The sequence below is a fragment of the Pseudomonas sp. GW821-FHT02H09 genome (assembly GCF_059421425.1).
The window spans coordinates 418,079-435,660 of record NZ_JBWKVA010000001.1 but is presented as its reverse complement, the minus strand read 5'-3'; the positions used below and the strand labels follow the sequence as shown (position 1 = coordinate 435,660).

General features: G+C 58.9%; 18 protein-coding genes. 9 read left to right on the top strand and 9 right to left on the bottom strand.

Features of this window, described 5'->3' with window-relative positions; genetic code table 11:
- Positions 1 to 45: 45 nt before the first annotated feature.
- Positions 46 to 510 carry an outer membrane lipoprotein gene (locus AC07VR_RS02020; protein WP_494992628.1) on the bottom strand — a complete coding sequence of 155 codons (465 nt, stop codon included), beginning with the start codon at positions 508 to 510 and terminating at the stop codon, positions 46 to 48.
- Positions 511 to 678: 168 nt separating this feature from the next.
- Between AC07VR_RS02020 and AC07VR_RS02015 the strand changes: the two genes are divergently transcribed.
- Complete coding sequence (locus AC07VR_RS02015; protein WP_494992627.1) at positions 679 to 915, top strand: hypothetical protein; 237 nt, start codon at positions 679 to 681, stop codon at positions 913 to 915.
- Between the two features lie 5 nt (positions 916 to 920).
- On the opposite strand, the gene pdxH is transcribed toward AC07VR_RS02015, so the two are convergent.
- From pdxH to dinG, 5 genes are all read right to left on the bottom strand, one after another.
- Entirely contained in the window at positions 921 to 1,568 is a 648-nt protein-coding gene (gene pdxH, locus AC07VR_RS02010; protein WP_495010334.1) for a pyridoxamine 5'-phosphate oxidase, read from the bottom strand.
- A 24-nt stretch (positions 1,569 to 1,592) separates the two neighbouring features.
- Positions 1,593 to 2,630 (bottom strand): OmpA family protein, encoded by a 1,038-nt coding sequence (locus AC07VR_RS02005; RefSeq protein WP_495010333.1) that lies wholly within the window; start codon positions 2,628 to 2,630, stop codon positions 1,593 to 1,595.
- Positions 2,631 to 2,774: 144 nt separating this feature from the next.
- Entirely contained in the window at positions 2,775 to 3,920 is a 1,146-nt protein-coding gene (locus AC07VR_RS02000) for a serine hydrolase domain-containing protein (protein ID WP_495010332.1), read from the bottom strand.
- Between the two features lie 160 nt (positions 3,921 to 4,080).
- Positions 4,081 to 6,507: a beta-agarase gene (locus AC07VR_RS01995; protein WP_495010331.1), complete on the bottom strand. Its 2,427-nt coding sequence runs from the start codon at positions 6,505 to 6,507 to the stop codon at positions 4,081 to 4,083.
- 94 nt (positions 6,508 to 6,601) lie between these two features.
- Positions 6,602 to 8,746 carry an ATP-dependent DNA helicase DinG gene (gene dinG / locus AC07VR_RS01990; protein ID WP_494992622.1) on the bottom strand — a complete coding sequence of 715 codons (2,145 nt, stop codon included), beginning with the start codon at positions 8,744 to 8,746 and terminating at the stop codon, positions 6,602 to 6,604.
- Positions 8,747 to 8,844: 98 nt separating this feature from the next.
- On the opposite strand from dinG, the gene AC07VR_RS01985 reads away from it, so the two are divergent.
- Positions 8,845 to 9,309, top strand: coding sequence for a CopD family protein (locus tag AC07VR_RS01985; RefSeq protein WP_494992621.1), 465 nt, complete (start codon positions 8,845 to 8,847; stop codon positions 9,307 to 9,309).
- Positions 9,310 to 9,379: 70 nt separating this feature from the next.
- Here AC07VR_RS01985 and AC07VR_RS01980 read toward each other — a convergent pair whose 3' ends face one another.
- Both AC07VR_RS01980 and AC07VR_RS01975 read right to left on the bottom strand, forming a co-directional pair.
- Positions 9,380 to 10,138, bottom strand: a complete 759-nt coding sequence (locus AC07VR_RS01980; protein WP_494992620.1) for a collagen-like protein — start codon at positions 10,136 to 10,138, stop codon at positions 9,380 to 9,382.
- The gene (locus tag AC07VR_RS01975; protein ID WP_494992619.1) at positions 10,131 to 10,409 is read right to left on the bottom strand and encodes a DUF1145 domain-containing protein; all 279 of its coding nucleotides are present in this window, start codon (positions 10,407 to 10,409) and stop codon (positions 10,131 to 10,133) included. The genes AC07VR_RS01980 and AC07VR_RS01975 overlap by 8 nt, the downstream gene beginning before the upstream one ends.
- 234 nt (positions 10,410 to 10,643) lie before the next feature.
- Here AC07VR_RS01975 and AC07VR_RS01970 point away from each other — a divergent pair, with 234 nt between their 5' ends.
- The 4 genes from AC07VR_RS01970 to AC07VR_RS01955 all read left to right on the top strand — a co-directional run bounded on the left by AC07VR_RS01970 (position 10,644) and on the right by AC07VR_RS01955 (position 12,394).
- Entirely contained in the window at positions 10,644 to 11,141 is a 498-nt protein-coding gene (locus AC07VR_RS01970) for a DUF6231 family protein (protein ID WP_494992618.1), read from the top strand.
- A gap of 4 nt (positions 11,142 to 11,145) precedes the next feature.
- The gene (locus tag AC07VR_RS01965; RefSeq protein WP_494992774.1) at positions 11,146 to 11,622 is read left to right on the top strand and encodes a YchJ family protein; all 477 of its coding nucleotides are present in this window, start codon (positions 11,146 to 11,148) and stop codon (positions 11,620 to 11,622) included.
- Between the two features lie 71 nt (positions 11,623 to 11,693).
- The gene (locus AC07VR_RS01960) at positions 11,694 to 12,179 is read left to right on the top strand and encodes an LEA/WHy family protein (protein ID WP_494992615.1); all 486 of its coding nucleotides are present in this window, start codon (positions 11,694 to 11,696) and stop codon (positions 12,177 to 12,179) included.
- A 5-nt stretch (positions 12,180 to 12,184) separates the two neighbouring features.
- Complete coding sequence (locus AC07VR_RS01955; RefSeq protein WP_494992614.1) at positions 12,185 to 12,394, top strand: SEC-C metal-binding domain-containing protein; 210 nt, start codon at positions 12,185 to 12,187, stop codon at positions 12,392 to 12,394.
- Between the two features lie 155 nt (positions 12,395 to 12,549).
- On the opposite strand, the gene AC07VR_RS01950 is transcribed toward AC07VR_RS01955, so the two are convergent.
- Entirely contained in the window at positions 12,550 to 13,098 is a 549-nt protein-coding gene (locus tag AC07VR_RS01950; protein ID WP_495010330.1) for a cysteine hydrolase family protein, read from the bottom strand.
- Between the two features lie 139 nt (positions 13,099 to 13,237).
- Here AC07VR_RS01950 and AC07VR_RS01945 point away from each other — a divergent pair, with 139 nt between their 5' ends.
- The 3 genes from AC07VR_RS01945 to AC07VR_RS01935 all read left to right on the top strand — a co-directional run bounded on the left by AC07VR_RS01945 (position 13,238) and on the right by AC07VR_RS01935 (position 17,538).
- Positions 13,238 to 13,882 (top strand): glutathione binding-like protein, encoded by a 645-nt coding sequence (locus AC07VR_RS01945; RefSeq protein ID WP_494992612.1) that lies wholly within the window; start codon positions 13,238 to 13,240, stop codon positions 13,880 to 13,882.
- A 145-nt stretch (positions 13,883 to 14,027) separates the two neighbouring features.
- Complete coding sequence (locus AC07VR_RS01940; protein ID WP_495010329.1) at positions 14,028 to 16,478, top strand: penicillin acylase family protein; 2,451 nt, start codon at positions 14,028 to 14,030, stop codon at positions 16,476 to 16,478.
- Positions 16,479 to 16,758: 280 nt separating this feature from the next.
- Entirely contained in the window at positions 16,759 to 17,538 is a 780-nt protein-coding gene (locus AC07VR_RS01935) for a transporter substrate-binding domain-containing protein (RefSeq protein WP_494992610.1), read from the top strand.
- The last annotated feature ends 44 nt before the right edge of the window (positions 17,539 to 17,582 follow it).

The window sequence follows — 17,582 nt, the reverse complement described above, 5'->3', positions numbered from 1 at the left end:
CCCGACCAGTTGCCTGGCCGGGGTTTTGTTTTTAGCGGGTAATGCTTAATGGGAAACGCGGCTGGTGCCTCCAACCATCGAGATACGAACACGCTCGCCGACCCGGAAAACCTCGTTTTCCTGAACCTGCTGCACGTAGGCACGCATGCTGCCGTCGTCTTCGCGAACAGTGATTTCCACGCCCTGAGTGCGGGTCAGGCCTTCTTCGGCGGCCGAACCCAGCAGGCCACCGGCAACTGCACCGACCACGGCGGCAACGGCGCTGCCTTTACCGTGGCCGACAGAGCTACCGCCAATACCACCAACGACCGCACCGGCGGCAGTGCCGACCGGGCTCTTGGTGCCTTCGATTTTCACCGGACGCAAGGATTCAATGGTACCCATGCGAATCGTCTGCACCCGACGCGCTTCGTCACGGGAGTAAGAGTCACCAGTCAGGCTGGACTGGCAGCCGCCGAGCAACATCGCCATCGTGGTGAAAGAAGCAACCAGCAGAACAGTCTTACGCATAGCATCAACTCCAAAGGACAGGTATTCATTAAACTCCGCAGATTGACGCCTGTCACTGCATCACCCGGATAAAATTTGCCGCATTCAGGCGCAGTACAGGCGTGCCTGAAAACCCATCACACCGTAGCGTCAATTTTCAAAATCTGCGCTGCTGGCTAAAGGATTTCCATGGACTACTTCATTATTGTCGTCACCACCGTTGCCGGACTGTACTTCCACTGGTGGCTATACGTACGGATCAAACGCTGGATGGATCGCGACCTGGCGTTGGCTCTGGCAAATGGCGACGAGCAGAAAAGAACCTTCATGCTGCAACAGCTGGCTCGCGCCCAGGAGCATAAAATCAAACGCCGGGACTTGCCGCGTTGGCTCCAGGCCGCCGCAGCAAGCTATCCCGATCAGTAGACCACTTAAGGCGCCAGACGTTCGCGTGCCCAGTCGCTGCCTTGCAGACGGTAGTTGAGCCGATCATGCAGACGACTCGCACGGCCTTGCCAGAATTCGATACGTTCCGGCAACAAGCGATACCCGCCCCAATGTTCCGGGCAATTGGGCTGAGTGTCGCTAAAGCGCTGTTCGGTAGTCTTGAGCAAACCTTCCAGCTCCTTGCGATCGGCAATCACCTGGCTCTGCGGTGAGGCCCACGCACCGAGGCGACTGCCCAGCGGGCGCACCTGGTAATACGCATCGGACTCCTGCGGCGTGACCTTGACTACCCGCCCCTCAATGCGCACCTGGCGCTCCAGAGTCGGCCAGAAAAAGGTCATGGCAGCGAACGGGCGAACCGCCAATTGCTGCCCCTTGGCACTATCGTAGTTGGTGAAGAAGGTAAAGCCCTGCTCGTCCAGCCCCTTGAGCAGGAGAATGCGGCAATGCGGCCGGCCGTCCTCATCGACGGTGGCCAGGGTCATTGCGTTCGCCTCGACCGGCGGCTGTTCGGTTTTCACCGCCTCAGCGAACCACTGATGGAACAATGCGAAAGGCTCAGCCGGAGCGTGGGCCTCGGTCAAACCATCGCGGGTGTAGTCGCGGCGCATATCAGCCAGACTTTGGGTCATGGCGCTTTCCTTCTGCTTAAAGAATCAGTTCTTGGTCTGATCAGCCGGTGCGGCAGTCTTCGCCGGCGCAGCAGCTTTGGCTGGAGCCGCTTTTTTCGCGGATCCTTTCTTGGCTGCTGATTTCTTCGCCGATGCAGCCTTTTTGGACGCTGCGGACTTCTTCGATGAAGCGCCTTTTTTCGCGGTGACGGCTGGAACTGCAGGCTTGGCATCCGGCACAGCGACCATTTCTGCCGCTGGCGGGGTCGACTGGCTGTACTTGCTCAGCAACGCCAGCATGGTGGTGCGTTGCGTCAGCATGATTTCCACACGGCGGTTCAAGGCGCGGCCCCGGGCACTGTCATTGGCAGCACGCGGCATTAGCCCACCCATGCCACGCAACATCAGGCGATCGCTGTGCAAACCACTGAGGCTGAAAATCGCCGCAACGGATTGTGCGCGATCCTTGCTCAACTGCTGACTCTCCGCAGCAGCGCTCGTGGTATCACCATGGCCAAGTATCAGAACGGCAGTCTTCGGATCACCTTCAACCACTTTGGCTACCCGGGTGAACGGGCCAAGGGTTACCGGCAGCAACATCGAAGGACGCTTCGCGTTGAAAGACTCGTCCACCGGCACCACCACCACCAGCACGTTGTCGCGGCGCTCCAATTGCAAATTGCTGCCCTTGATGGCGACACGCAAGCGTGGCTCATAGTCGTCCAGCCAGGCCTGAGTGATTTTCGGATCCGGCATCGGGACGTCTTTCACTACCGCCTTGCTGAGATCTTTAGGCTGCTCAGGATGGTCGCCAAACGGCCACCACCAGTGACTTTCGGTCTCAGCCTTGGCGACTGGCGGGGTTTGCGTTGAAGCCGCTGCGGTGGTCGCCGCTTTGCTCTTCTCGGCTGTCGCGGCCGTTACTGCTTTGGACCCTGACTTGTCAGTTTCTTTACTCGCGACCTTGTCGGAACCTGAACCGAATGACCACCAGTGCCCCCCGTCTGCTTCATTTTGTGGGGTTTGTGCGCAACCGGTAATGCTGAGGCACAGTGCCAAGGCTAAAGATTTGTTCGATGACATCGGGATATCCACAAAATGAGATAAAAAGCTGTTGGTCTCTACGACCCGTTTAAGCAGACGCTTTGAAACTAGAAAAGCCACAGGGTTCCGCTCTGCTGCTTTTTCAGGCATGTTTTATCAAAATAATGCCATACAACAATCCTTTTACAGGCAATCGGCCAAAACCCACACAAGCTTTTGCGCGCGCGGATCCATCAACACGTACGGCCCCAAGGTATTTGTCACAAAACCGAATGCCACATCGTGCTCTGGGTCAGCAAAACCAATGGAGCCTCCAGCCCCCGGATGACCGAAGGCCCGCGAGCCGAGGCCGTAAGTCGCGTTGGGTACATCCGGTTGATCGAGCATGCAGCCCAGGCCAAAACGGGTCTGGGTCAATAAAGTCTTGTCCGGTCCGATGCTGTGCTCGCGGGTCAGTTCGTTGAGCATTTCAGCCTCCAGCAGGCTTCCGTCGAGCAAGCCACTGTAAAATCCTGCCAGGCTACGGGCATTACCATGGCCATTGGCCGCAGGTTGCTGCATGCGCCGCCATTCCGGTTTGTTGGTGCTGGTCATGATCGACGGCGGATTGGTGAAGGCCCGAGTGGTCATGGCCGTTGGCTCGCGCATGGTTACTTGCAGCAAGCGCTGGGCCGCGGCGTCGCCGACATTGCCTTTGCCTCGAGCGATATGCGCGACACGGTGGAATTCTTCGTCTGCCAGGCCCACATGAAAATCCAGCCCCAGCGGCCGCGCAACCCGCGCCACGATGGACTCTCCCGGACCGCGTCCGTCGGCACGACGCAACAGCTCACCGACCAGCCAGCCGTAGGTGATCGCCGCATAACCATGGCCTTCTCCAGGCGTCCACCAAGGCGCTTCAGCGGCCAGGGCATCGACCATTGTCTGCCAGTTGTAAAGGGCTTCGGGCGCCAGCAACTCGCGCAACGCCGGCAAGCCTGCCTGATGACAGAGCAGGTGGCGCAGGGTGACCGATTCTTTGCCGGCGGCAGCGAACTCGGGCCAGTACCTGGCGACCGGTGCATCCAGTTGCAACTTGCCTTCAGCGACCAATTGCAACGCGGTGACTGCGGTAAAGGTCTTGGTGCAAGAGAACAGGTTGGCGATGGTGTCGCTGTGCCAGGCCTCGGTGCCGTCCTTGTCTGCGGTACCCGCCCACAGGTCGACCACGGTCTGCCCGCTGATCTGAATGCACAGCGCCGCGCCTCGCTCCTGGGGATCATCGAAGAGTGCGGCAAACGCTTCGCGCACGGCTTCGAATTTAAGCTCGTAATGACCCTGAATCTGCACCCGCAACTCCCTCAGACAATCGCTTTACATAGTGGCACGCATTGTTCCAGCCCTTGACGGATTTGGGAACCGGGTCAGTCTGGCTGATCGCCCTTATACGAGCTGGATTTGAAATCTGCGGCGTCGGTCAGGACGCCATCTCGCAGGTAGACCTCCGCCGTTATTGACCATTCCCGGAATGCCCACCGCTGTGCCCTCCCTGCCCCGCACCTTTGCCCTTGTTGCCTTTCTTGCTGCCTTCGCCTTCATGGGACGCTGCCTTATCGGCATCGGCTTTGGCCTTCTCGGCCTCTTTACCCAGTTGATCGACCGCCTGTAGGTTGCTCTTGCGCACGCTGTCGACGAAGCCCTGAAACGGTATGTCGGTAATGCCTACCAGCCCGAAATGGCCGTTTTCACCATCCTGCAGGCGGCCGGTCACCGGTTGATCGAGGTACTGGAACCAGTGCACACCGACAATCGATGGCTCGGACACTGCTTGTTTGAGGAAATAGGCATAGGCCGGACCTCGATCCTCTTCTTTCGCAAGTTCCGTCACGCCCCCCCAGAACGGACCGCGATCCCGCGAACCGAAGTTGAATTCGGTGATCAGCACCGGCTTGTCCAGAGCACGCAATGCAGCGAAGTCATAACCGTCCTGGGGTTGCAGCGTGTACATGTTGAAGCTCAATACGTCGCAATACTGCGCGCAGGATTCAACGGCTTCCGGAGTGCTGATGGCAAAACGGCCACCCAGCAACAGATGATTCGGTGCATGCCACTTCAGCGAGTCGGAAATGGTCTTGAAGTAGGTATCAGCGAAGACTTTCTGGAAGTATTTGAAGTCAGCTTCGATTTCCGGGTGTTCCGGGCTTGGCAACGGCGGTTCGAAGCCCGGGTCTTCCATCAATTCCCAAGCCGGCAGATCGATACCCCAGGCTTTCGACAAGCCCGCCTGATTGCGGTATTTGTCGCGCAATTGCTTGAGGAACGCACGTTTGGCCGGCACGTCGGTGGTCATGCGCAAGGTGCCGTAAGCCAACGCATAACGGGCCTTGGGATCATTGCCGGGACCGGCCCAGGCCAGCTCGTTATCGGCAAAATAGCCAATCAGCCACGGGTCATCCCGGTGATCGCGGGCAGCAATGGCCACAGCACGTTCGGTGGCCATGGCAAAACGCGGATCGAACGGGTCTGGCATTGCGCCCCACCAGTCGGTGCCGGTACTGATGCTGGCGTAGTCGCCAACAATCGACAACGGCAGGGTGTAGGGCACACGTTCACTGAGGCCCAGCGTCGGGGCGCTCCAGTTGCCGATGGTGTTGAACCCCCAGGCCCGCAGGCGATCAAGGGTGTGGCTGGCCCAGCGTTTCTCGTCGAGGGTCTGGGGCACGCACGGCACGCTGACCGGCTTCTCGACCGTGTTTTCTTCGGCAGTTTTTTCTACCGCGTCCACTTTGGCGGCGGCTGCGCCCCCAGCCTTGGTCTCACGAGTGACAGCGCAGGGCTGACCGTAAGTACGCTGAAGATTGGCGCCATAGAAGTCATACCAGCGACCGGCATTGAACCCACGGCCCTTGTCGGCACCGTTACCCCCCCGGTTATCACCTTCACCGTAGTAGCTGGCCAATGGCTCATCGGCGTTGGGCAGCGCGCCGAACATCCATTCACGTCCGGCAACATACGTCTGGTTGGTATCAGCGGCGACCGCGTTGACTCCCAGGGAATAGAACGGGTGACCTTCCGGGGTCACCAGATACCAGCGTCCATCACGTTTTTCGGTGCGGAAAAAGCCGCTCGCGTTGAACGCAGGGCCTTTGTTCCAGCCACCGAATGTGTCCAGGGACGAGCGCTCGCGCTCGGCAAGCCAGGTTTTGAGCTGCTGTTGCTCTTTGCCGGCAGCGGATTTCAATTGCTCATCGCTGCTGACTTTCTCCGGCCACCTGGCCCGAGTGAACTGACCATAAGCGTCGACCAGCGAGCCGTAGGCAGCCTTGACCATTGCATCACTGTCCTGCACGCCAAAACGCTCGAGCATGATGCTCTGCGCCACTTTCGGCTTATCCATCGACAGCGTGACCGACACTACCTGGCTACGATCCAGCTCGCCTTCGCTGCTGGCGAGCAAGACCCGCTGGCCATCGATCGTCATCGGCATCGGTGGCCCGGCTTTCATGCCCTGGCTCAGTGGGGAGCTGGCCTGCAATGGCACTAACAGGGTTTGTGCCGGGCCAGCCGGCAAGTCGATGCGGCTGACCAGGGTCTTGCCGTCGTTACTCTGGATTTTCACGTAGAGGGTCAGCGCCCAGTTCATGGCGCTCTGGATCCGCAAGCTCATGACGCTCGACTGTGACCAGTCCCAGGCACCGGTTTGCGGTGTCAGGCTCAGGCTCGGCCGAGCAGCCGGGTTGAAGGTCACCCGGCGCAGCACTTCGCCTTCAGCCGTTTGCTCCGCATTGGATTGCGGCAGGCTGGCATCTTCAGTCGCCACTTGCACCACGTCGGCGGGGCGGACAAAGTTGAACAGCGTCTGTTGTCCGGCGGGCGCAGCCAGCAGCGGCGCAGCGAACAACAGAGCAAAAATGGCGGGCAGCGAGCGGCGAATCATAGGAACGAGGTTCTCCCTAACGACCAGTGAATGGCCTGTGTGGAATCAGTGACACGAGATAGACAACGCGGCGGGCGTTTTCAACCACCGTGCCTCAAGAAATTTCCCGGCGGAACGGCGGCAGCGCATTGAGAATCGCTTTACCGTAGCGTTGCGTGACCAGTCGTCGGTCGAGCAAGGTGATGGTGCCGCGATCTTCCTCGGTACGCAGCAGCCGGCCGCAGGCCTGGACCAACTTCAGCGAAGCGTCGGGCACGGAAATTTCCATGAAGGGATTGCCGCCCCGAGCCTCGATCCATTCGGCCAGCGCCGCTTCGACCGGATCATCCGGCACCGAGAACGGGATCTTGGCAATCACCACGTGCTCGCAATAGGCCCCGGGCAAGTCCACACCCTCGGCGAAACTGGCGAGGCCGAACAGCACGCTGGAATCGCCGCCATCAACCCGCGCCTTGTGCTTGTTCAGGGTTTCCTGCTTCGACAGGTTGCCTTGAATGAACACTTGTTTACGCCAGTCGCGGTCCAGGCCGTCGAACACGTCCTGCATCTGTTTACGCGACGAGAACAGCACCAGGGTGCCACGCGAGCCTTCGACCAGGGCCGGCAGATCGCGGATGATAGCCGCCGTGTGTGCAGGAGCGTCCCGAGGGTCGGCGCGCAGGTCCGGAACTCGCAGCACCCCGGCGTCGGCATGATGGAAGGGGCTTGGCACCACCGCCGTCACGGCTTTTTTCGGCAAACCGGCACGCATGCGGAAGCGATCGAAAGTACCCAGCGCGGTCAAGGTGGCCGAGGTCACCAACGCGCCGTAGGCGACGTTCCACAGGTTGCGCCGGAGCATTTCTGCCGCAAGGATGGGGCTTGCGTTGACCTCGATATCGAACAACGAGCCGCTTTCGGCCAGGGTCAGCCAACGGGCCATCGGCGGGTTGTCATCCGGGTCTTCGACAGTGAATGCTGTCCACAGCTCCCAATTGCCTTGGGATCGGGACAGCAAACTACCGAACAATGGGTACCATTCTTCCGCCTGATTGCTGGCGATACCGATGTTGACCTCGCCATCCATGCCCTCTTTAAGCAACTCGGTGAGCCGGGTGAAAACGTCGGTCAGGCGCGCAAAACCCTTCTTCAGCTCGATACCCATTTCACGCATGTGCTCGGGGATGACTCCAGCGACGAAACGATGGCGTGGCCGTTCGCGACCTTCCACGTCTTCGCCGGGTTTGAAGTCGGCCACTTGCTCGCAGGCAGTGAACATGAACTGTTGCTGTGTCTTGATCTCGCGCGCCAATTCCGGCACCTGCTCGATCAGTTTGCCCAGGTCGCCAGGCAGTGGATGCTGGGCCAGCAGCTTGGTGAGATTCTTGGCGGTCTGCTCCAGCCAGTCAGCCGTGGAGCGCAGCCGGGTGTAATGGGCGAAGTGGCCGATGGCCTTGTCTGGCAGGTGGTGACCTTCGTCGAACACGTAGACCGTGTCGCGCGGATCCGGCAGCACTGCACCGCCGCCCAGGGCCAGGTCGGCCAGCACCATATCGTGGTTGGTGACGATCACATCGACCTTGCCCATGCCTTCGCGGGCCTTGTAAAAGGCGCACTGGCCGAAGTTCGGGCAATGACGATTGGTGCACTGGCTGTGATCGGTGGTCAGCCGCGCCCAGTCCTGATCTTCCAGAGCGGTGGGCCAGCTGTCTCGATCACCGTCCCATTTATTGCCGGCGAGCTTTTCGATCATGCTGGTGAACAGCTTCTGACTGGCCTCATCGACCTCGATCTTGAAGCCTTCTTCCTCGAAAAGCTGCGCCGTGGCAGTTTGCGCATGGCCTTCCTGCAGCAACATGTCGAGTTTGGACAGACACATGTAGCGGCCCCGCCCCTTGGCCAGGGCGAAGGTGAAGTTAAGCCCGCTGTTGCGCATCAGGTCCGGCAAATCCTTGTAGACGATCTGCTCTTGCAACGCGACGGTCGCGGTGGCAATCACCAGGCGTTTGCCCGCGGCCTTGGCGGCAGGAATCGCAGCCAGGCTGTAGGCCACGGTTTTCCCGGTACCGGTGCCAGCCTCGACGGCCACGACTGCGGGGTCGCCACTGCGCCGGCCTTCGTCATCGGTATCGATGTCGCCGAGGACTTTGGCAATTTCGGCGATCATCAGGCGCTGGCCATAACGCGGCTTGAGGCTCTTGGCTTCGAGAAAACGCGAGTAAGCGCCCTGGATCTGGGATTTGAGTTCGTTGCTGATCATGGTCTTCGGGCGCGGGAAACGCTGGATAAATTTTCAGTGGTTCGAATCGGCCGCTATCATAACCCGCTAATTCATCCTGCGCAGAACGGAGTACCACAATGACACCCTTTGCCCTTGTCTACACCCTGCATGTATTGACGGCCCTGGTCTGGGTCGGCGGCATGTTTTTCGCCTGGATAGTCCTGCGCCCTGCCGCAATAGCGGCACTTGAAGGTCCGGCGCGATTGAAGCTGTGGGTAGAAGTGTTTCAACGTTTTTTTGTGTGGGTCTGGGTCGCGGTAGTACTTTTGCCGATCAGCGGTGTTGGCCTGATCCACTTGCGTTTCAACGGCTTTGAAACCGCACCGCGTTATGTGCAGGTGATGATGGGCTTGTACCTGGTCATGACGGCGCTGTTTATCCGCATCCAGGCATTGCAGCTGCCGGAACTGCGTAAAGCGGTGTTGGCCGAAGATTGGCCGATGGGGGCTGCAACCCTGGGAAGGATTCGCCGTTTGGTGGGGATCAATTTGATTATTGGGTTGCTGCTGGTGGCCGTAGCGTCGGCAAGGCCGACGTTTTAAGACCAACACAATCTCTGCTTTGATCGTTCCCACGCAGAGTGAGGGAACGATCAGATTCTCAATAACATCGCTACAACCGCTGCACCGTTACCGATCCCGCGTTACCGGCAGGCCCTGGTTGGCCTTCAACGCCGGGACGTCCGCTCTGACCGCCATCGGTCCGGTAAACAATGCAGCCTTTGGACTTGCCGCCCGCACCTGGCTTGCCAGCGGCGCCGGCCAATCCTCCGGCGCCACCGTCGACCAGGACCTTGATCTGCGCACCCGGATAGTCCTTGGGCAACTCCACGCGTACTTGCGCACCGGCGGCCCCGGGATGACCATCGCCGCCGTTATCGCCATCGGCGCCGCGACCGGCCTGCCCCCAGGCACAACCAGGGGCCTGACCATTGGCGCCATCCAGGCCGAAGTAACCCGGCGCACCGGCACCGCCGCGCGCATCCACTGACAACTCTTGAGCATTCAGCGAGTTGATCCGCAGATTGAGGTTACGCCCAGGCTTGGCTGCCTTAAGGTAAGTACCCGGCGCACCACGGGATGTAATCTGGCTGCCACTGCCCAATTGGGCATGGCTGACCTTCAACTGCAGGCTTTGCTCACCGGGTACGATGGCGATTCGCGCTTCGCGTCCCAGATGCAGTTCGCCGACCGTCACTTCGGTCACGTTGGAGGGAATCAGCAGGGTGCCGTAATCGGCGACGTCCAGCCGCTCCAGTTGCAGGGCACTGGTGGTGTTCGGCAAACGCATCATGGTATTGGTTTCGACCGTTACCACTTGGGCATAGGTCAGAGGGCTAACCAAAGCGGCCAGCAGACAGAGATTACGCATGATTGGCCTCCAGGCTGGCCGGAGCCGGGACGGTTTGCAGATGAAAAATGCCAACCAGCAGAATCTGTAAGCGATCACGCCAGGGATGGACACGACCTTTCAGGCTGCCATTGAACAGCACCAGTTCCAGAAGATGCGTCAGCAGCAACAGGCTACCGGCCAGATTGACCAATAGATGGAACGGTTTGATCAATGGGTTGAGCAGGTTGACCACCACCACGAGCCAGAACAGCAAGGTCAAAAATTTCCCCAGCCCCCATAACACCTTCATACGCTCCCCCGTTGTGAATTATTCTTTGCGTGCACAGTACCGACTTCCACGAAGGATAAGCCAGAGGGCGATGAAAATTCTTCCTGAACGCAGGAGGCCGGCGGCCAGACGAGGAACAGCAACGCAGGATTGGGGTTTGTGGCGCCGAAGTTGACTGACAGAACTAACCACACAGGCCACTAGGCCCCGGCGTTCGGGCGCGCTAGTCTTTGCAGTTCTGATTGAGGATCTTCGATGACCGCAGGTATTTCTTCGCGCACACCCCAGCAAGCCCTTGCCGCTTTGCTCGATCGCTATGCGCCGCAGCATCTGTTACTGATCGGCGCCAGCGATTTCCCGGCGCTGGAAGCATTCCGGCTGGCGCATCCGGACACGTGTGTGGCACAAGCCGCGCCCGGCCCTCTGCCAGCAGAACTGGCGGCGCGCCGCTTCGACCTGGCACTGGCAGTCGATTGCCTGGAGCATTTGCCCAAGCGCGATGGCCTGAATCTGCTTGGCGGGATTCGCAACCTCAATGCCAGCCGCATCGCCGTACTGGCGGATCTTTCAGCTTGTGGCTGGCAGGAAACCGACTTTTTCTCCCTGGCGCTGCAAGCCAGCGAACGCTTCCAGCGCAACGAGCAGGTGCTGACTCTGTTCACCTACGATCTGCTTGAATACAAACAAGTGCCCGACTGGCTGAATGCCCGGTTCTGGGCCAATCCGGAAAATTTCGGCAAATATTGGTGGTAATGCGATGAGTACCTCGATTTGTCCGTGCGGTAGCGGCAACCTGCTGGATGCCTGCTGCGGCCATTATCATGCAGGCCACCCCGCCCCCTGCGCCGAGGCCTTGATGCGCTCGCGCTACAGCGCTTATGTACTGGGCCTGGTGGACTATCTGGTAGCGACCACCCTGCCCGCGCAGCAGGCAGGCCTGGATCGTCAATCGATCAGTGACTGGAGCGCCCAAAGCACCTGGTTGGGTTTAGACGTGGAAAGCTCCGAGGTATTTGGTGGCCAACCCGAACACGCTTTCGTGACCTTTACCGCGCGCTGGCACGACAGCACCGGTGAACACAGCCACCGCGAACGCTCCTCGTTCGTGCAAAACAGCGGCCACTGGTACTTCATCGACCCCACCGTGCAGCTCAAGGCCGGGCGCAACGACGCTTGTCCCTGTGCCAGCGGTCAGAAATTCAAGAAGTGCTGTTCAAGTTACACAGTCAGCTAAGTTTCAAAGTGGACCACCCCCCAACCCCGCCGCACCGATTGCTGGACTGGGGTCTCACAGGGAGTAATTTCATGGTCACTGAGTTTCGAACAATAAGGACAATTGGTCTGCTCATGGTGCTGACGCTTTCCGGCTGCGCATCCTGGTTTAGCGACGACAGGCTCGATCCTCAGGTTCACCTGATCAAGGTTGAAGTGGTCAGGGCCAAGCTTCTAGAGCAAAAATTTCGTCTGCACTTTCGCATCGACAACCCCAACGACTCCAGCCTGATTGTGCGCGGCCTGGTTTACCGGATTCACTTGGGCCAGATTCTCCTGGCCGACGGTGAGTATTCAGAGTGGTTCACCGTGGAGCCGAAAAGCAGCGGCTATTTCAAGGTTCCGATCCGCACCAACCTCTGGCCGCAGGTGCGCGAGGTGGTAAAACTCCTGCGAAAACCGGAGCGCCCCATCCCTTATCGGCTGGAAGGTGAACTGGAAACCGGATTATTCATCGGCTATGACGTGCACCTGGCGCGTAATGGCGAGATAATTCCCGCCGATTTTATTCCGGAGTGACCTCAATGACTCAAGAACCCCATGTCCATGGCCCTGACTGCAACCACGATCATGATCACCACGACCACCATGATCACGACCATGGTCATGTTCACGGCCCCAATTGCGGTCACGCCCACCAGGAGCCTGTGCGCAATGCGTTGAAAGACGTCGGCCGCAACGACCCTTGCCCATGTGGCAGCAGCAAAAAATTCAAGAAATGCCACGGCGCTTGATGCTCCGGGCGGATACTTTCTTCGTTTGTTAAATCGCCATCGCGAGCAAGCCCATACAGGAATCTCTGTCACACAGGAGCAGGGCTTGCCCGCGACAGGGCCGCCGCGGTGTATCAGGCTTACAGCGTCATCGTTCATCGCGAGCAAGCTCGCTCCTACAGGATCTGCGCCACGCTGACGACGGTGGCGTACTCGCCATGCAGATTGCCCAGCGACATTGCATGCACTTGCTCGGCTGAATGCGCCTTGCCAAAATAATCGGCCTTGTCGAAGGTGTAACACGCGTCTTCCACGACCCAGGTTTGAAACCCCAGATTGCCAGCCGTGCGCGCAGTGGACTCGACCGAATTATGGGTCGCCACACCGACAATGATCAGTTGTTCTATCCCCGCCTCACGCAAGACCGTCTCTAAAGCCGTCCCGCAAAACGCATCCGGCACTTGTTTTTGGATCAACTGTTCGCCTGGCAATGGCACAAATCGCTCCTGAAACTCGACCCCTGACTGCTCCGGCCAGAACACCGAGTCTGGTGAACGGGACAAATGTTGTACATGAATCACCGGCCGCGCAGTACAGCGCCAATGAGCCAGCAACTCAGCCATCCGGTCCTCGGCGTGCGGGTTGTTGCGCCGCCCGAGCCTGGGGTGATGAATGCCTTTTTGCTGATCGATCAGAATCAGCGCCGCGCTAGCCTTGAGCTCCATGCCGACTTTTCTCCTGCGGGGTCATTGAAATTCCCGCACTTCAACATCACCTCCTCCTGCAGGCAAGCCATCGAAAGCAAACAGGACGACCTAATGCCGGAGTTTGCTGTCCGTAGACACCCCTCACCTGGAGAACTCCATGATCGACCTGTATTACTGGACCACCCCCAACGGCCACAAAATCTCGCTGTTTCTGGAAGAGGCCGGCCTGCCGTACAACGTGCATGCGGTGAATATAAGCAAGGATGAGCAGTTCAAACCCGAATTCCTGAAAGTCTCCCCTAACAATAAGATTCCGGCCATTGTCGACCAGCAACCTGCTGATGGCGGCGCTCCGCAGGCGTTGTTCGAGTCTGGGGCGATTCTGTTGTACCTGGCAGAAAAAACCGGGAAGTTCCTGCCCAAGGACCTGCGTGGTCGGCAGCAAACCCTGCAATGGCTGTTCTGGCAAATGGGCGGTCTGGGGCCGATGGCCGGGCAGAATCATCACTTCAGCCAGTTCGCCCCGGAAAAAATCCCCTACGCGATCAAGCGCTATATCGACGAAACCGCCCGGCTGTACGGTGTCCTCGACAAGCAACTGGCCGACCGCAACTTCGTCGCCGGATCCGAATACAGCATTGCCGACATGGCAATCTACCCCTGGATCGTCTCGCACAAGTGGCAAAGCCAGAACCTGGAAGACTTCCCCAATGTGCAGCGCTGGTTCAACCACATCCAGGATCGCCCGGCGACCGCGCGCGCGTATGCTATTGCGGCGCGGATCAATCCACCTAAATCCTGAGGACCGGGATCGTTCCCACGCTCTGCGTGGGAACGATCATTTATCAGACAAATCTTGAAATAAGATCCGCGCCCTTCTTGCGCGGCATCCTCCTGCTCACTAACGTAGCGCCTTTATCAGCACTACCCTCCGCAGGAGCTTTGCCATGGCCTCGCCAGCCTTCACACATTTCCTTCCCCGGCTCGGCGTTGCCGCAGCAGTGGCCGGTGTTCTAAGCCTGACCGGTTGTCAGACCTGGAACACTCAGGACACCCTGCCACCCACTTCTGGCGTGCAGCCGCTCAAAGGGCTGGCGCAGAACGTTTCGGTGCGCCGCAATGCCATGGGCATGCCGCTGATCGAGAGCAGCAGCTTCCACGACGCGCTGTTCACCCTGGGTTACGTGCACGCCAGTGATCGCATCACCCAGATGGTTACCATGCGCTTGCTGGCTCAGGGCCGTCTGGCCGAGATGTCCGGCCCCGACGTGCTGGAAGCCGACCGTTTCATGCGTGCGGTCAATCTGAAGAAAAGCGCCGGCGAGCTCTATAACGCCGCTTCGCCGCGTATCAAACGTTTCTTCGAAGTCTATGCACGTGGCGTCAATGCTTACCTGTTCCGCTACCGCGACAAACTGCCGCCAGACCTGGCCGCCTCAGGCTACAAACCCGAATACTGGAAACCGGAAGATTCGGCACTGATCTTTTGCCTGCTGAACTTCAGCCAATCGGCGAACCTGCAGGAAGAAATTTCGTCGCTGGTACTGGCACAGAAAGTCGGTGCCGACAAGCTCGCCTGGCTGACCCCATCCTATCCAGATGAACCGCTGCCTTTCGCCGAAGCCGAAAAGCTCAAGGGCCTGAACCTCGACGGACAAATCCCGGGCCTGGCCGACATCACCAAAGTCACCGGTCAACTCTCCGACCTGAACCTGCTGAGCGTCACGGCTTCAAGCAACTGGGCTATCGCGCCACAGCGCAGCCGCAGTGGTAAAAGCCTGCTCGCCAGTGACAGCCAGCTGCCGATCGCCGTGCCCTCGCTGTGGAATTACGTGCAGCTGCGCGCGCCGAAATACCAGGCCGCTGGCGTGTCAGTCGCCGGGATCCCGGCCATCATCGCCGGTTTCAACGGCAAGGTCGCGTGGAGCATGACCATGCTCATGGGTGACAATCAGGACCTGTTCCTCGAAAAACTCAAACGCCAGGGCAATGCGCTCTATTACGAAGTCGGTGGCAAATGGCAGCCGGCAATCGTTCGTAACGAAACCTACTTCGTCAAAGGTCAGCGACCGATTCGCGAAGTCGTGTACGAAACCCGCCACGGCCCGCTGCTCAACAGCACGCCAGGCACGACCCTGAGCAGTGGTTATGGCCTGGCGCTGCAAATGCCGGACCTCAAGGACGACAAGAGCCTGGATGCGTTCTTCGATTTGTCCCGTGCGCAGAACGTCGAAAAAGCCTCCGACGCCAGCCGTGAGATCCGCGCCATTGCCCTGAATATGGTGTTCGCCGATGCGAGCAATATCGGCTGGCAAGTCACCGGCCGTTTCCCGAACCGCCGCGAAGGTGAGGGTTTGCTGCCATCGCCAGGCTGGGAAGGTCGCTACGACTGGGACGGTTATGCCGACCCGATGCTGCATCCCTATGACCAGAACCCGGCTCAAGGCTGGCTCGGCACCGCCAACCAACGGATCATTCCTCACGGCTATGGCATGCAGTTGTCCAACTCCTGGTACTACCCGGAGCGCGGCGAACGCATCGCCGAACTGGCAGGTGCCGGCAAGCACGACACCCGCAGTATGATCGCCATGCAGTACGACCAGACCACCACCTTCGCCGCCAAACTGAAGAAGATGTTCGAAGCGCCGGGCATGTCCCAGCCGCTCAAACAGGCCATCGACGCGCTTCCCGAAGCTGAACGTAACAAGGCTCGCGAGGCCTACAGCCACTTAATGGCGTTCGACGGCAAACTCAGCCCGACCTCGGCTGATGCGGCGATCTACGAATTGTTCCTGCAAGAGAGCACCAAGCAAATCTTCCTCGACGAATTGGGCCCGGAGTCCAGCCCGGTCTGGAAAGCCTTCGTCGCCAACGGCAATCTGTCCTACTCGGCTCAAGCCGACCACCTGCTCGGTCGCGAAGACAGTCCATTCTGGGACGACACCCGCACGCCGCAAAAGGAAGACAAACCGACTATCCTCGCCCGCAGCCTCGCGGCGGCGATGACCGCCGGTGACAGCCAGATGGGCGCCGATCACAAAGCCTGGCAGTGGGGCAAACTGCACCGCTACGAGTGGAAAAACGCCAGCGGCCAAACCGTGCGCGGTCCAATGCCGGCGGGCGGCGATCACACCACGTTGAACACTGCCGCCTACCATTGGGGACAGGACTTCAATACCACGTTGATCCCGGCCATGCGTTTCATCGTCGATTTCGGTCAGGCGGAACCGATGATGGGCCTCAACAGCACCGGCCAATCCGGTAACCCGGCCAGCCCGCATTACATCGACGGTATCGATTCGTCGCTCAAGGGCCAATACATGAGCTTCCCGATGCAGCCGCAGAACTTCGACAAGGTCTACGGCAATACACGGCTGACATTGGTGCCGGGCAAGTAAGGATTTAGCGCTCACACGATCCATCCCTCTCCCTCTGGGAGAGGGCTAAGGTGAGGAGGGGTGTAACTGATGCTCAGGCGCTCAAGCACCACGATGGTGCATAATATTTTCAGCGCCCGTTTTCGGGCACGACCATTGCCCCTCTATCCCCGAAAACGGCCTTTTAAAACACTTGTTCGGGACTATGGTTCGGAAATTGCTACTTTTAATAGGTCTTACGCTTTCCAGTAACAGTACTAATGCGCCACAAGCGCTCATATTGGTTTTTAGGGATTGAATAATGAAAAAAGCATTGCTGACCCTTTCTGCACTGGCGTTGTGCATGGCTGCCGGCTCCGCGCTGGCCAAAGAATACAAAGAGCTGCGTTTTGGTGTTGACCCTTCCTACGCGCCGTTCGAGTCCAAAGCGGCTGACGGTAGCCTGGTGGGCTTTGATATCGATCTGGGCAATGCGATCTGCGCCGAACTGAAGGTTAAGTGCAAATGGGTCGAAAGCGATTTCGACGGCATGGTCCCTGGCCTTAAAGCCAATAAATTCGACGGTGTGATCTCGTCGATGACCGTTACCGAGGCCCGCGAGAAAGTCATCGATTTCTCCAGTGAGCTGTTCTCCGGCCCTACCGCACTGGTGTACAAGAAAGGCTCTGGCATCTCCGATGTTGCCTCGCTCAAAGGCAAAAAGGTCGGCTACGAGCAAGGCACCATCCAGGAAGCCTACGCCAAGGCTGTGCTGGACAAGGCTGGCGTCACCACTCAGGCCTATGCCAACCAGGACCAGGTCTATGCTGACTTGACATCTGGCCGTCTCGATGCCTCGATCCAGGACATGCTGCAAGCTGAATTGGGCTTTTTGAAGTCGCCACAAGGTGCTAACTACGAAGTCAGCAAGCCGGTCAACGATCCTTTGTTGCCATCCAAAACTGCTGTCGGTATCTCGAAAGGTAACAAAGAGCTCAAGGCTCTACTCGATAAAGGTATCAAAGCGTTACACGACGATGGCACCTACGCCACCATTCAGAAGAAACACTTCGGCGATATGAATCTGTACAGCGGCAAATAATGCCCGGCGCCCACCTCGAAAAGGTGGGCGCTTTTCTGACTGTC